This is a genomic window from Paenibacillus sophorae, from assembly GCF_018966525.1.
Taxonomy (GTDB): Bacteria; Bacillota; Bacilli; order Paenibacillales; family Paenibacillaceae; genus Paenibacillus_AQ; species Paenibacillus_AQ sophorae.
Genome location: NZ_CP076607.1, coordinates 3,963,217 through 3,981,212, shown reverse-complemented (window position 1 = coordinate 3,981,212; position 17,996 = coordinate 3,963,217). Strand labels below are relative to the sequence as shown.

Here is a 17,996-nt window from a genome sequence, read left to right as displayed (position 1 = left end):
TACTTGATCTCAGCAAACCTGCTGCTCAGGCCACCTGCAGCCGTTTCATCAAACGGAAAAAGGCTGCTTTCGCGCATCCCCGGCCGGATACGTGAAGCAGCCGACTGTCAGGATTCGAACCGCCGCTCAATGGCTTCGGACATCGTTTTGTCGGTCAAATGGGCATACACCTCGGTCGTCTCGGTGGAAGCGTGACCGAGCTGTTCCTTGGTCTTGTAAATGTCGTTCTGCAAATAATAATCGGTTGCGAAAGAATGCCGCAGCTTGTGGACGGTTAAGTAGGGCTTGCCAAACCGCTTGGCGTACTTGATGATCATTGCCTGAATGGCCCGTTTGGTCATACGCTTGCCTTCCTGGCTGCCGTTGGGCTTCGTCACGAACAGCGCCTTTTCCTTCTTGGGCGTCTTGTACCGGGACTGCCGGAGGCTCAAATACAGCTGCAGATCATCCTTGGCCTGCTCGCGGAAATACACAGGCGTCTTAAAGGTCTCGTCATTATGTCCTTTGCGGAACACATACAGCAGCTTGTTGTTCAGATCCAGGTCATCCATATTCATATTGACGATTTCCGATACACGCAGCCCTGAGTTGAGGATGAGACCTGCAATACAGGCATCCCGCTCACGGTTCAACTGGAAAGCGTAATACGCCTGCTTATTGCCTTCCACATCTCGTCCATAGCCTTCAAGGATATAGCCGACAAATTCGAGCAGCTCATCCTCTTCCAGTATTTTTCCTTTCAGCCTGGCCGCGGTATCCTTCGGCTTGTGAATGCGCTTGATCTCAACCTTGGCCATAATATTGCGCTTCAGCAAGGGATAGAAGTTCTCGTCTTCGGCGATCTGGCTAAGATAATGAAACAGGGAGCGGAGGGCGGACAGCTTCCTTGAAACGGTAATTTTTGAATTCGTGCCTTCCGTCCGGGTGGTCAGGTGCAGGCGATAGCCGACAACGCTGTCCATATGGAGCGTCTCCAGATCCAGCAGAGTTATATCTGCATTGCCTTCGGCCTGCGACAATCCTTCCGCGCGCAGCCAACCGAAAAAGGATTCATAATCCCGCACGTATTCCAGCAGGGTGGAGGGAGAGAGGTCCGGCAGCTTGTAATCGATGAACTGCTGTACGAACCAAGGCATCGACGGCAGCTTTTGCTCCAGATGTTTTCGGTCGCTCAGTTTTTGAATGCTCATGAGGTCACCTTTATTCACAGATTCTTTGTTCTGCCTACTATATTATCATGTTCGGGCTGAATTTTCTTTTGGCGTCCCGCCTTGCTCCGGAGGGTTCAAAGTTATATCATGTGAAATAATAGCAAAAAAGAGACATGCAGAGGTGAATCCCTTGGAACTTGGACTCGAACTGGTTCCTGCAGAACGGAAGCAGATTATCAGCAGACTGATGCAGTTCTATTTGTACGACTTTACAAGATACCTGGACCTGGATGTGAACCGGGACGGCGAGTACCCTGCATATCCGGGCCTGGAAGCCTACTGGAACAGCGGCCATAACAAATATGCTTATCTTATTACATGTGACAATCATCCGGCAGGTTTTGCGCTCGTTGACCGCCTGCTGCGAAGCAGCGAAGGACAGTTTTACATGACGGAGTTTTTTGTTATGCCAAAATACCGCCGTTCCGGCGTCGGAACATGGGCGGCGCATCTGCTGTTCGAAATGTTCCCCGGCGATTGGAAGGTCTCCCAGATCCGCGCCAACTCGCCCGCCCGCAGCTTCTGGCACAGGGTTATCGGCGAATATACGAACGGGGCTTTCCGGGAAAAATTCAATTCGCGGCAGGGCAACCCGAGCCAATACTTCAGCACCCTGAACGTCGGCAGGATCAATAAATAAACAGACAGGAGCAGGTACGGCAATCTGGTATTTAACCGGGTTGCCTTTTTTCTGTTCAGCAAGTTACACATGCGAATAGGATGGCAAAAAGCTCATTGACAGCAATCTGGGTAAGCACTATACTGAACACTGTTCAACATACTAAACACTATTTAACGATAATTGAAAGGAGGCTCGAACCATGACGAAACGCCAAGAGCGGCAAGAGCGAGAGCGGGATGAGATGCGGCAGGCGATTTTGGATGCGGCAGGCCTCATCGCGGCGGAGGAGGGACTGGAGCGCTTATCCATCCGGAAGATTGCGAAACACATCGAATATTCGCCGGGCATTATTTATCATTATTTTGCAGGCAAGGAAGCCATTATTGAACAGCTCCTGAAGCACGGCTATTTAGAGATGGTTTCGGACCTGAATGCTGTCAGTGCCAAGGAGACACAGCCGGAGTTTGTATTCGCGCAGACGATGCGGCGTTTTATTGAGACTTCGCTTGCGGACGGCGTCCGTTACCGGGACATTATGCTTAACGAATCTCCTTCCGTTCTGTCCCATACTGCGGTGCTGTTTCGCGGGGCTGCATCGCAGCGAGAGGCGCTAAGCTTGCTCTTCCGGCTGCTCCGCAGCTTCGGGCATCTGAAAGAGAAGGATGACGATTATTTGGAGCGGACGGCCCAAGTGATATGGAGCGGGGCGTTCGGGCTGATCCTGCGTCTGACGGTGGAGAAGGACCTTCCCGTGGAACAGAAAGAACGGTTAATCAGTCATTATCTGGACACGACGCTGATTATGGTCGGCCATTTATAAGAAACGGCGGAGGCGTAAGGGAAGCTGATGAAAAATGGAAAGATCGTATTATTTTTGTCCGTACTTATTATCGTGCTGGCAGCAGTTGCGGCGGGGTATGGTCTATTTTCCGGCGGCGGAACGGGCAAGCATATGTTTACTTCCGTAAGGGGGGAACAGGTGGAGCTTGATGGTCATGGTGTGTACCAGTACGACTCGGTATCCATGGCCGCGCAGGCGAGAGGTCAGGACGCGGTCACCCTGTTTGTGGGCATTCCGCTGCTTGCGGTTTCAGCGGCGTTGTCGTTGAGGGGAAGCTTTAGGGGAAGACTGCTGCTGATCGGGACGCTTGGCTATTTTTTGTACACGTATATGTCCTACTCCTTTCTATCGTACAATGCCTTATTCCTCATATATGTGGCCTTAATGTCGCTAACTCTATATGCCTTCATATTAACGATGATCTCTTTCGACTATAGCCGGATTTCCGGGCATTTTGGGCCGGGGCTTCCGGTTAAAGTGATTGGAGCCTACCTGCTGTTTATAGCTTTTGCCGTGGCGATGCTCTGGCTGGGCAAAATAGCGGGTTCGCTTACCTCGGGCGCGCCGCCGCAAGGTTTGGAGCATTACAGTACCTTGGTTATTCAGGCGATGGATCTGGGTATTCTGGTTCCGGGTTCCGTTCTGGCCGGAGTGATGCTCATTCGCAGGAAATCCTTCGGCTATCTGCTCGCGTCCGTCGTCATCGTGAAGGCTATGACTTTGCTGACTTCCATTTCGGCTATGCTGGCGGCAATGATTTGGGCGGGGGTATATGTATCTCCGGTGGAGATGATTCTGTTTCCGGCTTTTAATATAGGCATGATCTGTTGTATGGTCGTCATACTGAAAAATGTACGTAGAGAGGAAGAAAGCCCATGAAAGAGGCGAGTCAGAGGATAAGGCCGGGCTGGAGCTTCTGCGTTCCTTTCCGGAGAGCATGTATTTGAGAGCCAAGGCTGCTGAAGTGCTGGGCAACGAAGTCAAATATAGCAAGCTGCCACTGACGGAAAGGCTGATCTACCGGGCGGTGACAGGAAAAAGCGGTGACAGGGGCCGATTATATACTAAACGAATTGAGAGTTTCGTTTCCAAGCTGCTGGATGAATGAGATGGTGGTTAGGTTGTTATATGTGCTATACTTTGCACATTAATTATTCTACAGGGGAGCATAGTTTACCGTATGGCTCAAGTTAAAAGATTCGGTTACGGCCTTCAAGCTTTGATTATCCTCGCCTCGGTGGAAGAACAATATTCAAGCGCCGAGATGGCCGAGCAAATTCGCTGCGAACCGACGGCGCTGCGCAAAATCCTGTCTCGTATGACTGATTCGGGGATCATCGAAGTGAAACAGGGCAGGGGAGGCGGCTACCGGCTGGCCAAACGCCCGGAATCAATCACTCTGGTTGAGGTCTACCGTTCCGTTCATGAAGAAGAGCCGCTGTGGGACGGGATGCTGGAGACAACCGAGAACAGCCTGCTCGGGAACAAGGTCCGGGGTTCCTTTGACAAACTAATGACCGATATTCAACTCCAGGTTACCCGCGTGCTGGAATCCTACACGTTGGCGGATATGATGGAGTGATTTTTTTATTTTAAAATGTGCGAAAATATGCACAATTAACTCGAAGTCTATAGGAGTAGAGAATCAGATATGCAGAAACGATTGCGAAATAATCCGAACGTTAGATTCACTGTTACCCTGCTGACCGGCGTAATCGGAGGGGTCTTGTTCATGCTGCTGCGCCTGCCCATTCCTTGGCTGCTCGGACCTATGATGGCGGCGCTGATCGGTTCCAATGTGACAAAAGGTTATTTTGCCTGGCCGCCCGCGGTGAGGAATACGGGGATGATTATCGTCGGCTATACCATCGGACTCGCGATGACGGCTACGGCGCTAAAGGAGATCTCTATTGAGCTGCCCAGCATGCTTATGATGACCTCGGCGCTGATTATACTGTGTGCCGGGATAGCTGCCGTCGTAGCCAGGCTATCCGGTATCGACTACAAAACGGTGCTGCTCGGCAGCATTCCCGGCGGATTGACCCAAATGATTATTTTGGCGGAAGAGACCAAAGGAATCGACATCACGGTCGTGACGGTTATCCAAGTTATTCGGCTAATGATGATCATTATTTCCGTACCTTTGCTTGTATTTGGTCCGTTAAGCGGTTTGAACGGCGGTGGAGCGGATGCCATCCCGGCTTTGGCTTCGGTTCATGCGACCTGGACCGGCCTGTTTCCCGATATTATTCCTTTTGCTCTCGTGTGCGTGGTTTGCGCGTTAGCAGGCAGCAGGGTTAAATTTCCGACTCCTTATCTGCTTGGGCCTGCCATTGGTACAGCTGTTCTACAGATTTGCGGACGATCCGGACCGGCGCTTCCAGCTGTGCTCCTTGCTGCCGCGCAGCTCATGATCGGCGTTTATGTCGGACTTCTGCTGAAGCCGGCGAACCTGAAGCATAAGCTGCGAACTATTTTGCTGGCTGTAGGCAGCAGTGTGCTGCTGATTACGGGAGCATGGTTCTTAAGCCTGCTTCTTAGAGTAAATACTGACGCCTCCCCGGCGACCGCGCTGCTGAGCATGGCTCCCGGCGGCATGGATCAAATGAGTCTGATCGCCCATGAAGTGAACGCGGATCTGCCGATGGTGGCGGGATACCAGTTGTTCCGGACTTTTTTTATCTTCTTCGCCGTTCCTCCCTTGATAAAGCTGTTCTTCCGGGTTGGATACCGGGTAAAAGAAGAAGGACAGCGGCAGGCTGAGAGGCAGGCGAAATAATCAGATGTTTAACATAATATATATTATGTAAACTAAATTGAGTATTCAAAGTCGAAGACCGAAGCATTTTCAATAATCCGATGCTCTTTGGCTGACTTTGGGATGGTAAATAACTCCATGCTGCAAATCCCAGCGCAAAATGATTTGAGGGACCGATTTACCGTATTTAGCGGCTAATTGTTGGAGAAGCGGCTGAGAGAGCAAACCACCCTGCATTAGCGGCGCCCAGGCTTCCAGTTGAATCCCATTTTCCCGGGTGAAGCTTAGAAGCCCTTTTTGCGTCAGATAAGGATGGAACTCGCCCTGATTCACCATAGGCTTAATTTCGGCGTCGGCAAACAGGTCCTCCAGATGATGGATTTGGAAATTGCTCACACCGATCGCTTTAACACGTCCTTCTTTGTACAAAGTCTCCAGGGCTCTCCAGGCTTCTTTATAGTTGCCCGCTACCGGCCAGTGGATAATGTAAAGATCGAGATAATCTAGACCCAGCTTGCTCAGGCTTGTTTCATAAGCGGCCAACGTTTCGTCATATCCCAGATCGGAATTCCATACCTTTGAGGTTATGAAAAGATCTTCTCTTGAGAGATTGTTCTCGGAAAGAGCTTCGCGAATGCCTTGGCTGACGCCGCCCTCATTGCCGTAAATGGCTGCTGTATCGATGCTGTGGTACCCGTGCTTTATTGCCGATTTTACCGCTTCGACCAGCTCAAAGCCTTCCTCTACTTGAAATACGCCTAGTCCAAACCAGGGCATATCGGGAACGCCAGTAGCAGCCCGTCCTTCGTCACAAGCGTAACCCGCTACGCAGTGGAGTCTTGCTGTCTCGCCAAAGCTAACAATGCCAGATTGCTATGATTGGATTTCTTTGACATTTTCTCCACACCTATGTGGTAATTACCAGCCGGTAGTGTTATCATGTATCTAACGATTATTATTGAACAGTACGTACTTATTAGTGCTATAGGTACTTTTTAGTGCCCATAGATGACAAATTCCCTACGGAGGTAGATGAAACAATGACTCAAAAGAAATATAATATCCCAGTGGAAGCGACCCTTGAAATCATCGGCGGGAAGTGGAAATGTGTCATTCTATGCCACCTTACACATGGTAAGAAACGGACGAGTGACCTGAAACGCTTAATGCCGGCAATCACGCAAAAAATGCTGACCCAACAGCTTAGAGAATTGGAAGAGAACGGCATCGTCAACCGAATCTGCTATAATCAGGTTCCGCCTAAGGTGGAATATGAGCTGAGCGAGTACGGCTGGAGCCTCAAATCGATTCTGGATTCGCTCTGCGCGTGGGGAGAGAGACATATCATCAAAGAATACGGCGACAAATTCGCTGTACTGGAAGAAAATATTTTGAACAAGCGTGAGGAGAAAGTTTACAGCGAGCCCGTTTTCTAAGATTTTTATAATCGCTTCAGCTATAGGATTAGCCAGCCGTCCATTTGGACGGCTTTTATTATGGTGAGAATATGCAGCCTTCGAGCGACTCTGATGTAAATATTTAGATACATGAAAAATTCATAATAGATTCGAGAGGCGAGTTTGATAAACCGGATTAAGTATAGTTAACATAATAAATATTATGTTAACTAAAAGTGCAGCTAGCGCCAATCCGCGAAAACAACTTACATATATTGCCTTATTTTTGATCGACCCTAATTTATCTAATTTCAACATATGAAAAATTCACAAAAATAAAACCAACTACATCCCCTTGCCACATCGTCAAATCCCAAACATTCATCCCACCAACAAAACATCCAGAACAGAAAAAAGGCGCCGCAAGGGCGCCCGTCCGAAATACCTCTTTCAAAATATTGATCTATAGTCACACTATCCGCTCATTGTATTCCACCGTATGTATTTTAGAGGAACGTTCTCGCTCCGTCAGACGGCGGTGCGCAGTCAAGAGGAAGGGCAGACCGATCGCGGTCATAAGTGCCAGCGGGATGAATATTGCGGGTCCGTGATTCGGACCCAAATGGCTCAGAAGCAGACCGCCGAGTATCGGCGCCATGACGCTGCCTATACCGTTGAAACCGATAGTCCCGAAGTAGGTCCCTTTCCATTCCGGCTTCGCGACCCGGTCAATCAGCATGTCCATCATCGTGAACAAGAGCACCTCGCCAATCGTGAACAGCACGACGCTGAACATTAGCAGAGGCAGGCCGCCGGCCAGGCCGAACAGAATCAAAGCTGCCGAGACGCATACATTGCCAAGGATCAGCGGGACCACCGGCGGGAGGTGGCGGGCTATCCGCACAACGGGATATTGGACAACGAGCACGGTAATCGCATTTAGCGACAGCATGTAGGAGAAAGCTTTTCCGCCATCCGCAAAATGGGTGTTGAGCGCCAAATACTGCGCCAGTGTCGAGCCGAAGTGGCCGTAACCCAGCACGCAAAAGATTGTACCGAGCAGGATCGGCAGAAACACGCGGTCGCGGCTTGTTACAGCGAAAGCTTCGCGCAGCCGAGGGGCCTTGGATACGGAACGAGCCGGCAATTTCTTGCCATGGAGTGCGAATTGCAGAACGAGCACGAGTCCGTAGGCGATATAGACGATGGCTGTGATCAGAAAGGGAAAGGTCGACTTTGCCGAACCGAGCTGCAGGCCGATGATCGGACCGAAGACGACACCCAGATTTATTGCGGCATAACGCAGATTAAAGACCAGCAGCTTATGCTCTGCGGGAGTAATATCCGACAGCAGCGCCCGGGAGGTTGGCTCGAAGACGGCGCGGCATAACCCGTTAAGCGTATTGACAATCAGAAACACCCACAGGTGTCCAGCCACGGCGAAGCCGACGAACACGGAGGCCCAGCTGAAAATCGACACCAGCATTACCTTTTTGCGGCCGATAATGTCCGAGATATAGCCGCCATAGAAGGATATCGAGACTCCGGCCAGCGAACTGACGGCTATGGTCAGCCCAGTCTGCGTCGGCGATGCGCCCAATACTTTGGTCAAGTAAATGGAAAGAAAGGGGATGCTCATCGAGGTGACCAGCCTTCCGAACATCGTCCCGATAATGATGGTCCATGCGAGGGGATGAATATAGCGTAACGTTTGTTTCATGGGGTTCTCCTTCAAAGCTTTAGTATTGTCATCCAATAGGGGATATAGATATAATTGTAATATTAAAAAGGGGAAGGAAAAGTGAAATATTACATGATATGATTTCACCTTTAAAGGAGTGAGGTTGGTGGAACTGAGCGACGCCCATTTTATGCGGTTGGCAACCGCTCTGCAATCTCCCGAATTTCCGGATGAGCCGATTCGTGTGACAATTGAGCAATTGTCTAGCCTGCTCTGCTGCACTCCCCGCAACGTGAAGTTCATTCTGCGTCGGCTGGAGGAGAAAGCGCTGATATCTTGGAAGCCGGGCAGGGGGAGAGGCCATGCCTCATCGCTGAGCTTTTTGCGGAGTTCGGAAGAAATATTGGAAGAGACTTTTCAGGAGCTGCTAGCCAAAGGAAAAATGAAGGAAGCGATTGAGCTGATTGGAGCGCCCGAGGTGAGTAATCTCCTAAGAGAAAGGCTGTGGGCCGAGCTAAACCGGCAGATGGGCTTTCACAGCGAGCCGGAAAGACCGTCGGGACAGGACGTGCTGCGTATGATGCGGAACCGCCATTTGGAGAGGCTGGACCCGGCCTTTGTGTTTACGGCATTTGAAGCATACATAATTGGACAAGTCTGCAATACGCTGGTGAGCTATGAGGCCGCTAGCGACAGCTTCCTTCCGGGGCTTGCCCATACATGGGAGCACAGCGATAATTATACCCGCTGGACCTTTTATTTGCGGAAAGGGGTTCGCTTTCATCATGGGAAGACGTTGACGGCAGGTGATGTGAAATATACGCTGGAGCGGCTGTTTCAGGTGGACAGTCATTCCCTGTGGCAGTACGGGGATGTCGTGGAAGTGAAGACGGAGGGGGATTATACGATTTGCTTTTATCTAAGCCGTTCGAACCTGTTCTTTTTGCATTTAGCCGGAAGCCTGTACATGTCCATTCTGCCCAGCGACGTCAGCTTTTCGGGCATTCCAGTAGGTACCGGTCCTTTCCGTGTGGCCAATCTGAATGAAGATGTGCTTACGCTTACCGCATTTGATGACTATTACGGCATCCGGCCGCTGCTTGACAGAGTAGAGATATGGTTTCTTCCGGACAAAGCGGGCAGCGACCGCCATTACGAGCTTTCCGGCGCGAATACCGACGAGATGATGCCTTGGAACCAATATAACAGCAGCATCGACTACCCGGCGCTCGGCTGCCGGTATATCGTGTTCAATTTGCGGCGGGAAGGAGTCCATCACCGGAAGGAGATCCGCCAGGCTCTGCGCATTGTTTATGACCGGGTCGCCCTGATTCGTGAGCTGGGGGGAAGCCGCTATACGCCTGCGGACAGCTTATTGCCCTGGATTAGCAAAGAGCGGCAGGTAGTGGAGGGGCAGCTGAAGGAAGCTGCGGATCTTCTGCGCTATGCCGGATATGCCGGAGAATCGATTCGGTTGGCCTATTCACCCAAGAAGGAGGAAAGCGAGGAAGCCGAATGGCTGCAGAAGCGGTGCCGCGCCGTCGGCCTTAATCTCGTGCTGCATCTGCTGCATCCCGGCAGATCCGCGGAGGACATTTTGCAGAACGCCGATCTGCTCATTGGGGAAGAGGTGCTGGAAGATGACTGGGAATGGGGGATGATGAACTTTTATAAAAATCGGCGAAATTATCTCCATTTTCTGTTTAACCGTCCACAGACCGAGCTTCTGGACCGGGAAACGGAGAACATTTTTCAACTTTCTACACCAGACCGGGTCTCCTGCCTGCTTCAAGCGGAACAGCTTGCCCGGGACAATTTCTGGATGCTCCACGGCTGTCACCTGAATAAGCGAGCGAAGCTCAGCCAGAGCCTGCTCGGCCTGCATACCGGCTCGTTCGGGTTTCTGGATATATCGAAGCTGTGGGTAAAGAGCGGGGATGGGGGGAGTTAGGGGCTTGAAAAAACGGTGTGCGGTGATAAGGGGACTTGCAGGGGAGTTCAATGATTTCGCGAATAGTTCAGATAATATCTTATTGCGAAGTTCGTAGATAAAACGTTAGCTGAAATACCGGAAAGGGAGGTACTTGAGTTGGACAATTGGTATCATGGTAGCCCAGTGAAGTTAAATGAATTGAGGATAGGAAGCACGATAACCAAACACTATAATTTAGCTTGCATCTTTTCTTATAAACCTTCAACAGTATCAATAAATGACGAAGGGAAAATTAAACATGATGGAAGAGAAAATGGCTTCCTTTACGTAGTTGATGAACCAATAGATCATCTTCAAGATATTGAACCCCATCCAAGCACCAATGGATAAAGAGATGGAATGATTAACGAAAAGAACAATTAAATTAAAATTATTAGAAGAAATTGGACAACCAAAGATTGAAGATCAATTAACATAAAAAGAAATTGATGAATTAATGAATTGCAGGAAAGATGCCTTAAGCCTTAAGGGCTCATGAATGCGGAAACATTATTGGTATGAATGGTGTTAAAAACAAATAACCAAAAGAGAGCAGAGATAATGAAAATATTTTGGAATTTAATACTACAAAGATTTTTCAAATCGAAAGAAGATCGAAAACATATTAACGGGAATCTCAACGGAAATAATAACATACCGAAACAATAATGAATTAGTAGAACAAATACAAAGAATAATCAAGCTATTTAGCGCAGGTTAAACTTTGAAACCGCTCCTTCCTAACACGGTATCCACGCAGCATGGCTATTTAAGAAAAAAAGAGAGGACACACAATGACTGCATTATTTGGAACTTTAATAGCTATTGTTGCAACGATAGCGCTTTCGATTTTGCTTGGACCATATGGTGTAATTGTAATTATAGCAATGATCTTCGGAATAGTATTATCGAGCTATCAGAGAATGAATCAAATCCACGAAGACATCCAATTAATTAAAGAAAAATTAGGGATTAAAGACCAAAATGAATTTGATATGAAGAACGAGGACATAGAGAAAGAGCTGGAAGAAGAATATTTTAAAGAAAATGAAGAACTGGATGAGAAAAAATAACAATAACTCTGGAAGCAAGGCTGCAAAGCACATTCATATCCAAACGCGGAATGGTCGATTTGGGACCCTGAAGATGAAATCAAAGAAGACTTTTAGAGCCGGTTAAGTTTTTGAAATCATCTCCTAAGGCATCCCGATCAATATCATACCGTATTTTTTTACCTATAATTGTCGTGGGGCGGCTGGAATAAATCATCTTCGGTCTTTCTCACCATAGAAAAATGGTCCACATTATAGTGACCGTGCAGGATTCGGTTATGATGTTTAATTATTTGTTCGGCCGATATGATAGCGTTATCCGTTGTTGAATGCCCATCTTCGACCAGGGTAACATCAAAACCTTTTACGGTAGCGGCTCTAACAGCCGTATCAATGCAGTGCTCTGTTTTGCATCCCATAATGATCAGATGTCCGACTTGTTTAGCTTTGAGCGCCTCCAGTAATGGGGTGGCATAAAAGGAATTGGTCGCTTTTTTATCAAAAACTATAGCGTCGACGGGTACTTTGATTGACTGATGAATTTCGAAGCCCTCGCCTTTACCCTCTGCAACATCTAGATCTCGGACGAATACTACTAAGTGGCCCATCTCCGAAGCTTTTTCTATAACTGCATTAATATTGTTGAGTAGACCATCTTTATTGAATACACGTTGCTCACCATCTTTACCTTCAATCAGCTCTTGTTGTGCATCAATAATCACTAATGCTTGGTTCAATAACAAAACTCCTTTACTTTAAAATAAAAACCGTACAACCCACTGACTATTTTTATTTGCATAAAAACCGCCCCCCTTTAAATGTTCTAATTAAAAATATTCGAATTCGAATTATAAACTCCTGCTTGCATTAGATTTTTGTTACCATTTTTTAAATTATCTTAGTGTTTATAGTCGGCAGAACATCAGGATTGATTTTACCAAACCCCAGGAACCATTATATTTATCACCACTTTCTTAGGTTCGCTGCTAATAACCACAAGCGTGTTTGCCGGAACAGGTATTCCAAGCCTGCCAACCAGGCGGCTCAGAAACAAAAATATGTGATCGCGTTTCAATCTTCACTTCCGGCAGATTATGAAACGATTGTCACAAAAGCAGGCGGCAGAGTGCTGCGGGCCATTCCGGAATTGGGCGGCCTCGAAGCGGAATCCGACCGGCAGGACTTTCTTTCGAATCTTAGCGGTAATTCAGTGATACGAGCTGCCAACCGGGAAATGGTGTACAAGCTCGATGAAGACATCGCGGCCGCTGATGGTCAGCCGGTGACCGATATTCCGCAGGACGCCGAAACGTACTGGCCTTATCAGTGGGACATCCAGCGGATTACGAACAATGGGGCCTCCTACAAACTGGAAACGGGTGGCACGACGAACGCCGACGGAACAGTTACGCACAAAGCGGTTGTGGGCGTGATCAATACTGGAATCGATGCTGGACACCCTGACCTGAAGGCGAATTTCCTCGGGGGCATGAATTTTGTTCCGGCAGGCGTCGATGCCAGCGAGAAAGGCGATCCGTACGACATCAAGGACCGCGAAGGTCACGGCACCCATGTGGCAGGCTCCATAGCTGCAAACGGCAAGGTCAAGGGAGTAGGTCCCGGCCTCGGCATCCGGTCGTACCGCGTATTTGCGGCCGAAGGCGGAGCCCCGACCTCATGGATCGCAGCAGCAATCGTCCAGGCGTCTAAGGACAAGGTCGACGTCATTAACATGTCGATCGGGGGCTATGACGGTATTTCCAGGTATTCCTATGAAGGTCTCAAGTACAGCGATGTGGCGGATATGATCCTCTGGAAGCGAGCGCTGCAGTATGCCGTGAGCAGCAACGTGACGGTTGTCGCAGCAGCCGGCAACGAGGAACTGAACCTGAACGACTCGGGCGCCGTGGTCGACTATATGAACCAAACCTACGGCTACCTGGGCCTTAACTTTAAAAGCGCCGTGAAAGAAGTGCCGGGCACGCTGCCGGGCGTTATCAACGTGTCTTCATCAAATAAAAATAAATGGTCCACAGAGAAAATCGCTTTCTATTCCAACTACGGCAGCACGATCGACGTGGCTGCTCCTGGCGGTGACAACGGCCCGGACTACGATGCAAGCCGCAATCTTGACGAGAGGGATTTCCACTACCGTACGCTCAGCACATGGCCGACTTACCTGGAGCCTTACTTCACTTCGAACCTTACAAGCTATGCGCTTCTGCACGGAACATCGATGGCAGCTCCAAAGGTAGCGGGCATTGCTGGCGTCATCAAGGCAGCCCATCCGGAGTATACGCCGGCCCAGGTGCAATCGCTCATCAAGCAAAGCGCTAAAGATCTCGGGAAGACGGGTCAGGATCCACTGTTCGGCTCGGGTGAAGCAAGTATCTACAATGCATTGAGCCGATAATCACGGAATCGAGTAGGGGACCGATAACCAATAAAATGTAGACCTTCTAAATGTATTGACGTATGTTTTTGTCGCAAGTATTTGACATGAACATACGTCAATAATTGTTTAGCGGCAAGAATATGCTTGTAAAATGAGCAGAAAAGGGATAGCGGTTCATCGCGACGATAATGAGCTCTAACTGTATTAGAAATAAATAATAATCTGACTTTAAAGTCACTCTTAGGAGTGGCTTTTGAAGTTCTTTATAAGCAGTTTGTCCAGCAAGTAGTAGAAGAATAGGGTTTCAAAGGCGCTTGATTTCCCTTCGGATTGGCGTCATTTTTTTAATTTATTACGTTTGATAATGTCAAAATGACGTCATGAAGGGTTGATTGATTTTATGAAATTTATATGTATCATATTTATTTAGGAATAAAAATTGTAAGTTGAGGAGAAATAAAATGAATGATTCATCAGAACGTCTGGAGGCCATTAACCAATTGAACAGAGCCATATACACTTTATTAACTGTGGACGGTAGACTACGGGGGCGGGCAACTCAAATTCCCGGAGCTTTATCTACGCCTCATGCGAGAGCGTTGAAGTCGTTGACGGACAACGGAAATTTATCCATTAAAGAATTATCCCTGCATACGGAGAACAGATCTTCTGCCGTTACTCAGTTGGTAGATGGCTTGGAGAAAAATGGTTACGTTGAACGCATACGTTCAACCGCTGATCGCCGAACCGTAACGGTTAGTATAACGCCTAAAGGACTGGAGGTTTTCCAGGAAAGAGATGCAAAGATTAAAAAAATGCAAGAAGAGGAATTAACCGTGTTTACTCCTGAGGAAATTAATACGGCGTCTGAAATTATTAGAAGAATGAGCAAAATTATCGATCAGCTTTAAAACACTCAACCTGATTCCATGGGAGATATAAGGATTCAGGTTTTTTCATTTTCCCCGCAGTAACTCAATAACTTCTCCAAAGTGTTCAAAAAAACGAACCCCCAATCCCGTTAGCAGGCTTGATTTCAGCTGCTTTTTGTCGATCGTTTCTTACATCACATAATCCTCATTTAAAATTATTCCATGTTACATTTAATCACATTGATCATCCGAACTATAGGTTTTCTGTATGTTTTCATAACCGTTATTGACAGCATATCTTACGTGTGCTAATTTATATATAAGTACTTACTTAATAAGTACTTATATAAAAACAATATGGAGGTTGAACATGACGCAACGAGCACAATCACAAAGTTGGATTTTGGACATCGCGCTCTCTCTCGGTGGCTTTGATGCCCTTCATCCGGAAGGAAAAGCAACCCTTGAAGAGTTAGGTCACAATCACAGGGATTTTGATAAGGTGTTTGAATTAGTAAAGAGCGGTGTCATGCTCCCAAAAGCCTGGTCGACTATAGCGTCGCAAGCCGAAGAACGCGCGGAACATTATGAAAATGAAGGGTTCCCGGCAACCGCTAAAGATTTGTATCAACGGGCAGCAGTGATGTGGGGAAGAGCGCAATATTCTTTTTTCAACGATGATCCAAGAAAAACATTATTTCGCCAACGGTGTAACGATTGCGTCGCCACGATTTCAAGATTGAGCAATCAAACCATCCAACGGGTGGAGCTTGATTTTGAAGGTGAAAAAATCTTTGGCATTTTGTATCTGCCCGAAGGGAATGTTTCGAACGCTCCCGCGGTCATTCTTGGTCCCGGTATGGATATGATCAAAGAGGATTATATCCAGATCGCCCAACGCTATTATACGTCGTGCGGTATGGTTGCCTTGTCCATCGAGGGGCCTGGCCAAGGCGAAACGGTTTCAAACGGACTTAAGGTTACACTAACCAACTATCAGCGTGCTATCAGCCGATATATCGACTTTCTTGAGGAGCTTCCGCAGGTCGACAAAAATCGAATCGGTTTGTTCGGAGTCAGTATGGGAGCTTACTGGGGATTGCGGGGAGCTGCACACGATAAACGCCTGCAAGCACTGGCAACTTTCATGACCGGCCCCGGCGATTTGAAGAAGTCTTTCAGCAAAGCTCAACCCAGTTTCAAGACTAATTTCATGTATATGACTGGCTACACGGATGAAGAGAAATTTGATAAAGAAATTGCGGCTCAATACAGCATTTGGGATCTCATTTCGAAGGTCACTTGCCCGGTTTTGATCGGGAACGGCGAATTTGACGAGCTTATCCCTGTTGAAGATGTGCTTGCTCTTTATGAACTGATCGAGGCTCCCAAGGAAATTCGCATCTACGAGAACGAGTTCCATCCGCTTGGCGGCGTTGCAGCGGAAATTTTCCGTTATGGCGCGGAATGGACCGAGCGGGCATTGAACGGCGGATTTACAGCAAATACCGATAATCGTTATTACGTGCATACCGATGGAGGAGTGACCGAAGGATCGGCACTACCTGCTTGGTGGCGCGGAGCCGAACCACCCGAAATTTCATCACGGAAACAGTCGGTCGGAGTGTAGGTTGAATTCAAAATGAAAAGCAGCAGAATATGACAATATGGTTTTTCGATAAAGTTCAATCTCTTGGAAAGTCGATCGTCACGCTCATCTTCTGGAGCGGTTATGATTTTGCAAGAGTTCAAATAGAGAAGATGTTAGAAAAAACTTTTTGCGTTGAGGGGAGATCTCTATGGTTAGAATTTTATCGGAAATCGATATGAGGAGGCTGGAGAATGGATAATAATACGGGAACGGTTCATGAGAGCCAAACGAGTTATCAATCCTCTGTAACCGTGAAGACTTCTGCTGTTAAACGTACGAAATCAATCACGGGTCTGGTCATTGGACTTTGCTGGTTCTGCATTTTTTTTGAAGGTTACGATCTCGGAATCTATGGACCCGTACTTCCAATATTAATGAAGAAATGGTCTTTAACCGCGATAGAGGCCGGTGCGATCGCAAGTTATTCTCTGTTTGGATTACTGGCAGGTTCAATTGTCGTAGGCGCAATCACAGATATCATTGGACGAAAAAAAACGTTAATTTTTTCGCTTGCGCTTTTTTCCATTGCGATGGGTATCTCCGCTTCTGCAACTACCCCCGAAATGTTCGCATTTTCCCGCGTCATTGTCGGCCTCGGAATCGGAGGCATCATTCCAAGCGTAGCGACGCTTTCAATCGAATACTCGCCAGTACATCGGCGTTCATTCAATTTTGTCGTTACAAATACCGGGATTACCTTCGGAGTCATTGCTGCTGTATTAACCGCCTTGTTTTTTCTGGATAATTTGGGATGGCGCATTTTGTTCTGGATCGGCATCGCTCCCGTGCTGGTTATTCCTTTCATTATCAAGTTTCTACCAGAGTCGATTAGCTTTCTGTTGGCGAAGGATAGAAGAGATGAGGCAGCAGCGATCGCTAATCGGTTTAACCTTTCTCTGGATACTTTTGAAGAAAGCAAAAGAAAGAATACCTCTCAAGAGGCGGAGAAATTACAAGCTTTTAAATCTTTGCTATCCAAGAAATATATAGGCATCATCATCATTGCATCCATGATTTACTTCCTCACTTTTGTAATGGCATACGGTTTAAATACATGGCTGCCTAAATTAATGCAGCAAGCCGGATACCCGCTTACATCTAGTCTTGTATTCATGTTGGTTTTTAACTTAACCGGGGTTGCAGGTTCTCTGATTGGAGGGGAAATTGCCGATCGTATTGGTTCAAAATGGGTCCTTGGCGTCGCCTATTCGCTAACTGCTATAAGCATTTTCTTGCTGAGCTTTAAAATAGAAAGCATGTTTATACTTTATAGTTTAATCGGAATTGCAGGGATTGGGGTGGTTGCAACGACAGGAATTACCATTGGGCTCGTCAGCTCGTATTTTTCTTCCGAAAATCGGGCGACCGCAACCGGATTTACGATTGGTATTGGGAGAATCGGAGCAGCAACGGGTCCGGTGCTAGGAGGGCTGCTCTTAACCCAAAATGTTCCATTGGCATGGAGCTTCTATACCTTTGCCATCGTTGCGGTCTTGGCCGTACTAGCCGTCATCTTGATTCCAAAGAAGTCGGAATAGTCAACA

17 protein-coding genes and 1 pseudogene are annotated in these 17,996 nt (G+C 47.7%); 14 read left to right on the top strand and 4 right to left on the bottom strand.

The window, feature by feature from the left end:
- Window positions 1–107: 107 nt before the first annotated feature.
- Complete coding sequence (gene xerS, locus KP014_RS18790; RefSeq protein WP_036594623.1) at window positions 108–1,190, bottom strand: tyrosine recombinase XerS; 1,083 nt, start codon at window positions 1,188–1,190, stop codon at window positions 108–110.
- 151 nt (window positions 1,191–1,341) lie between these two features.
- Here xerS and KP014_RS18785 point away from each other — a divergent pair, with 151 nt between their 5' ends.
- From KP014_RS18785 to KP014_RS18760, 6 genes are all read left to right on the top strand, one after another.
- The gene (locus KP014_RS18785) at window positions 1,342–1,851 is read left to right on the top strand and encodes a GNAT family N-acetyltransferase (protein WP_246590780.1); all 510 of its coding nucleotides are present in this window, start codon (window positions 1,342–1,344) and stop codon (window positions 1,849–1,851) included.
- A gap of 181 nt (window positions 1,852–2,032) precedes the next feature.
- Window positions 2,033–2,653 carry a TetR/AcrR family transcriptional regulator gene (locus KP014_RS18780; protein WP_036602454.1) on the top strand — a complete coding sequence of 207 codons (621 nt, stop codon included), beginning with the start codon at window positions 2,033–2,035 and terminating at the stop codon, window positions 2,651–2,653.
- 27 nt (window positions 2,654–2,680) lie between these two features.
- The gene (locus KP014_RS18775) at window positions 2,681–3,553 is read left to right on the top strand and encodes a hypothetical protein (RefSeq protein WP_051500545.1); all 873 of its coding nucleotides are present in this window, start codon (window positions 2,681–2,683) and stop codon (window positions 3,551–3,553) included.
- Window positions 3,525–3,782 carry a hypothetical protein gene (locus tag KP014_RS18770; protein ID WP_036602456.1) on the top strand — a complete coding sequence of 86 codons (258 nt, stop codon included), beginning with the start codon at window positions 3,525–3,527 and terminating at the stop codon, window positions 3,780–3,782. Before KP014_RS18775 ends, KP014_RS18770 begins: the two co-directional genes overlap by 29 nt.
- Before the next feature lie 72 nt (window positions 3,783–3,854).
- Entirely contained in the window at window positions 3,855–4,256 is a 402-nt protein-coding gene (locus KP014_RS18765; RefSeq protein WP_036602458.1) for an RrF2 family transcriptional regulator, read from the top strand.
- Window positions 4,257–4,325: 69 nt separating this feature from the next.
- On the top strand, window positions 4,326–5,453 hold the full coding sequence (locus tag KP014_RS18760; RefSeq protein WP_051500546.1) for an AbrB family transcriptional regulator: 1,128 nt from the start codon (window positions 4,326–4,328) through the stop codon (window positions 5,451–5,453).
- A 32-nt stretch (window positions 5,454–5,485) separates the two neighbouring features.
- On the opposite strand, the pseudogene KP014_RS18755 reads toward KP014_RS18760, so the two are convergent.
- A pseudogene (locus tag KP014_RS18755) lies at window positions 5,486–6,209 on the bottom strand (aldo/keto reductase).
- A gap of 263 nt (window positions 6,210–6,472) precedes the next feature.
- On the opposite strand from KP014_RS18755, the gene KP014_RS18750 reads away from it, so the two are divergent.
- A complete protein-coding gene (locus tag KP014_RS18750; protein WP_036602460.1) occupies window positions 6,473–6,868 on the top strand; it encodes a winged helix-turn-helix transcriptional regulator in 396 nt (131 codons plus the stop codon).
- Window positions 6,869–7,298: 430 nt separating this feature from the next.
- Here KP014_RS18750 and KP014_RS18745 read toward each other — a convergent pair whose 3' ends face one another.
- Window positions 7,299–8,549, bottom strand: coding sequence for an MDR family MFS transporter (locus tag KP014_RS18745; protein WP_036602462.1), 1,251 nt, complete (start codon window positions 8,547–8,549; stop codon window positions 7,299–7,301).
- Between the two features lie 127 nt (window positions 8,550–8,676).
- Here KP014_RS18745 and KP014_RS18740 point away from each other — a divergent pair, with 127 nt between their 5' ends.
- The 3 genes from KP014_RS18740 to KP014_RS18730 all read left to right on the top strand — a co-directional run bounded on the left by KP014_RS18740 (window position 8,677) and on the right by KP014_RS18730 (window position 11,555).
- Window positions 8,677–10,461 carry an ABC transporter substrate-binding protein gene (locus tag KP014_RS18740; RefSeq protein WP_090833711.1) on the top strand — a complete coding sequence of 595 codons (1,785 nt, stop codon included), beginning with the start codon at window positions 8,677–8,679 and terminating at the stop codon, window positions 10,459–10,461.
- Window positions 10,462–10,599: 138 nt separating this feature from the next.
- Window positions 10,600–10,833 (top strand): hypothetical protein, encoded by a 234-nt coding sequence (locus KP014_RS18735; RefSeq protein ID WP_139210531.1) that lies wholly within the window; start codon window positions 10,600–10,602, stop codon window positions 10,831–10,833.
- Between the two features lie 443 nt (window positions 10,834–11,276).
- Complete coding sequence (locus KP014_RS18730) at window positions 11,277–11,555, top strand: hypothetical protein (protein ID WP_051500181.1); 279 nt, start codon at window positions 11,277–11,279, stop codon at window positions 11,553–11,555.
- Between the two features lie 158 nt (window positions 11,556–11,713).
- On the opposite strand, the gene KP014_RS18725 is transcribed toward KP014_RS18730, so the two are convergent.
- Window positions 11,714–12,271, bottom strand: a complete 558-nt coding sequence (locus KP014_RS18725) for a cysteine hydrolase family protein (RefSeq protein WP_036596488.1) — start codon at window positions 12,269–12,271, stop codon at window positions 11,714–11,716.
- 323 nt (window positions 12,272–12,594) lie between these two features.
- Here KP014_RS18725 and KP014_RS18720 point away from each other — a divergent pair, with 323 nt between their 5' ends.
- The 4 genes from KP014_RS18720 to KP014_RS18705 all read left to right on the top strand — a co-directional run bounded on the left by KP014_RS18720 (window position 12,595) and on the right by KP014_RS18705 (window position 17,990).
- Complete coding sequence (locus KP014_RS18720; RefSeq protein WP_246590548.1) at window positions 12,595–13,947, top strand: S8 family serine peptidase; 1,353 nt, start codon at window positions 12,595–12,597, stop codon at window positions 13,945–13,947.
- Window positions 13,948–14,390: 443 nt separating this feature from the next.
- Window positions 14,391–14,840 carry a MarR family winged helix-turn-helix transcriptional regulator gene (locus KP014_RS18715; RefSeq protein WP_025335151.1) on the top strand — a complete coding sequence of 150 codons (450 nt, stop codon included), beginning with the start codon at window positions 14,391–14,393 and terminating at the stop codon, window positions 14,838–14,840.
- Between the two features lie 331 nt (window positions 14,841–15,171).
- On the top strand, window positions 15,172–16,431 hold the full coding sequence (locus KP014_RS18710; protein WP_036596491.1) for an alpha/beta hydrolase: 1,260 nt from the start codon (window positions 15,172–15,174) through the stop codon (window positions 16,429–16,431).
- A gap of 212 nt (window positions 16,432–16,643) precedes the next feature.
- Entirely contained in the window at window positions 16,644–17,990 is a 1,347-nt protein-coding gene (locus KP014_RS18705) for an MFS transporter (protein ID WP_051500182.1), read from the top strand.
- Window positions 17,991–17,996: the final 6 nt, after the last annotated feature.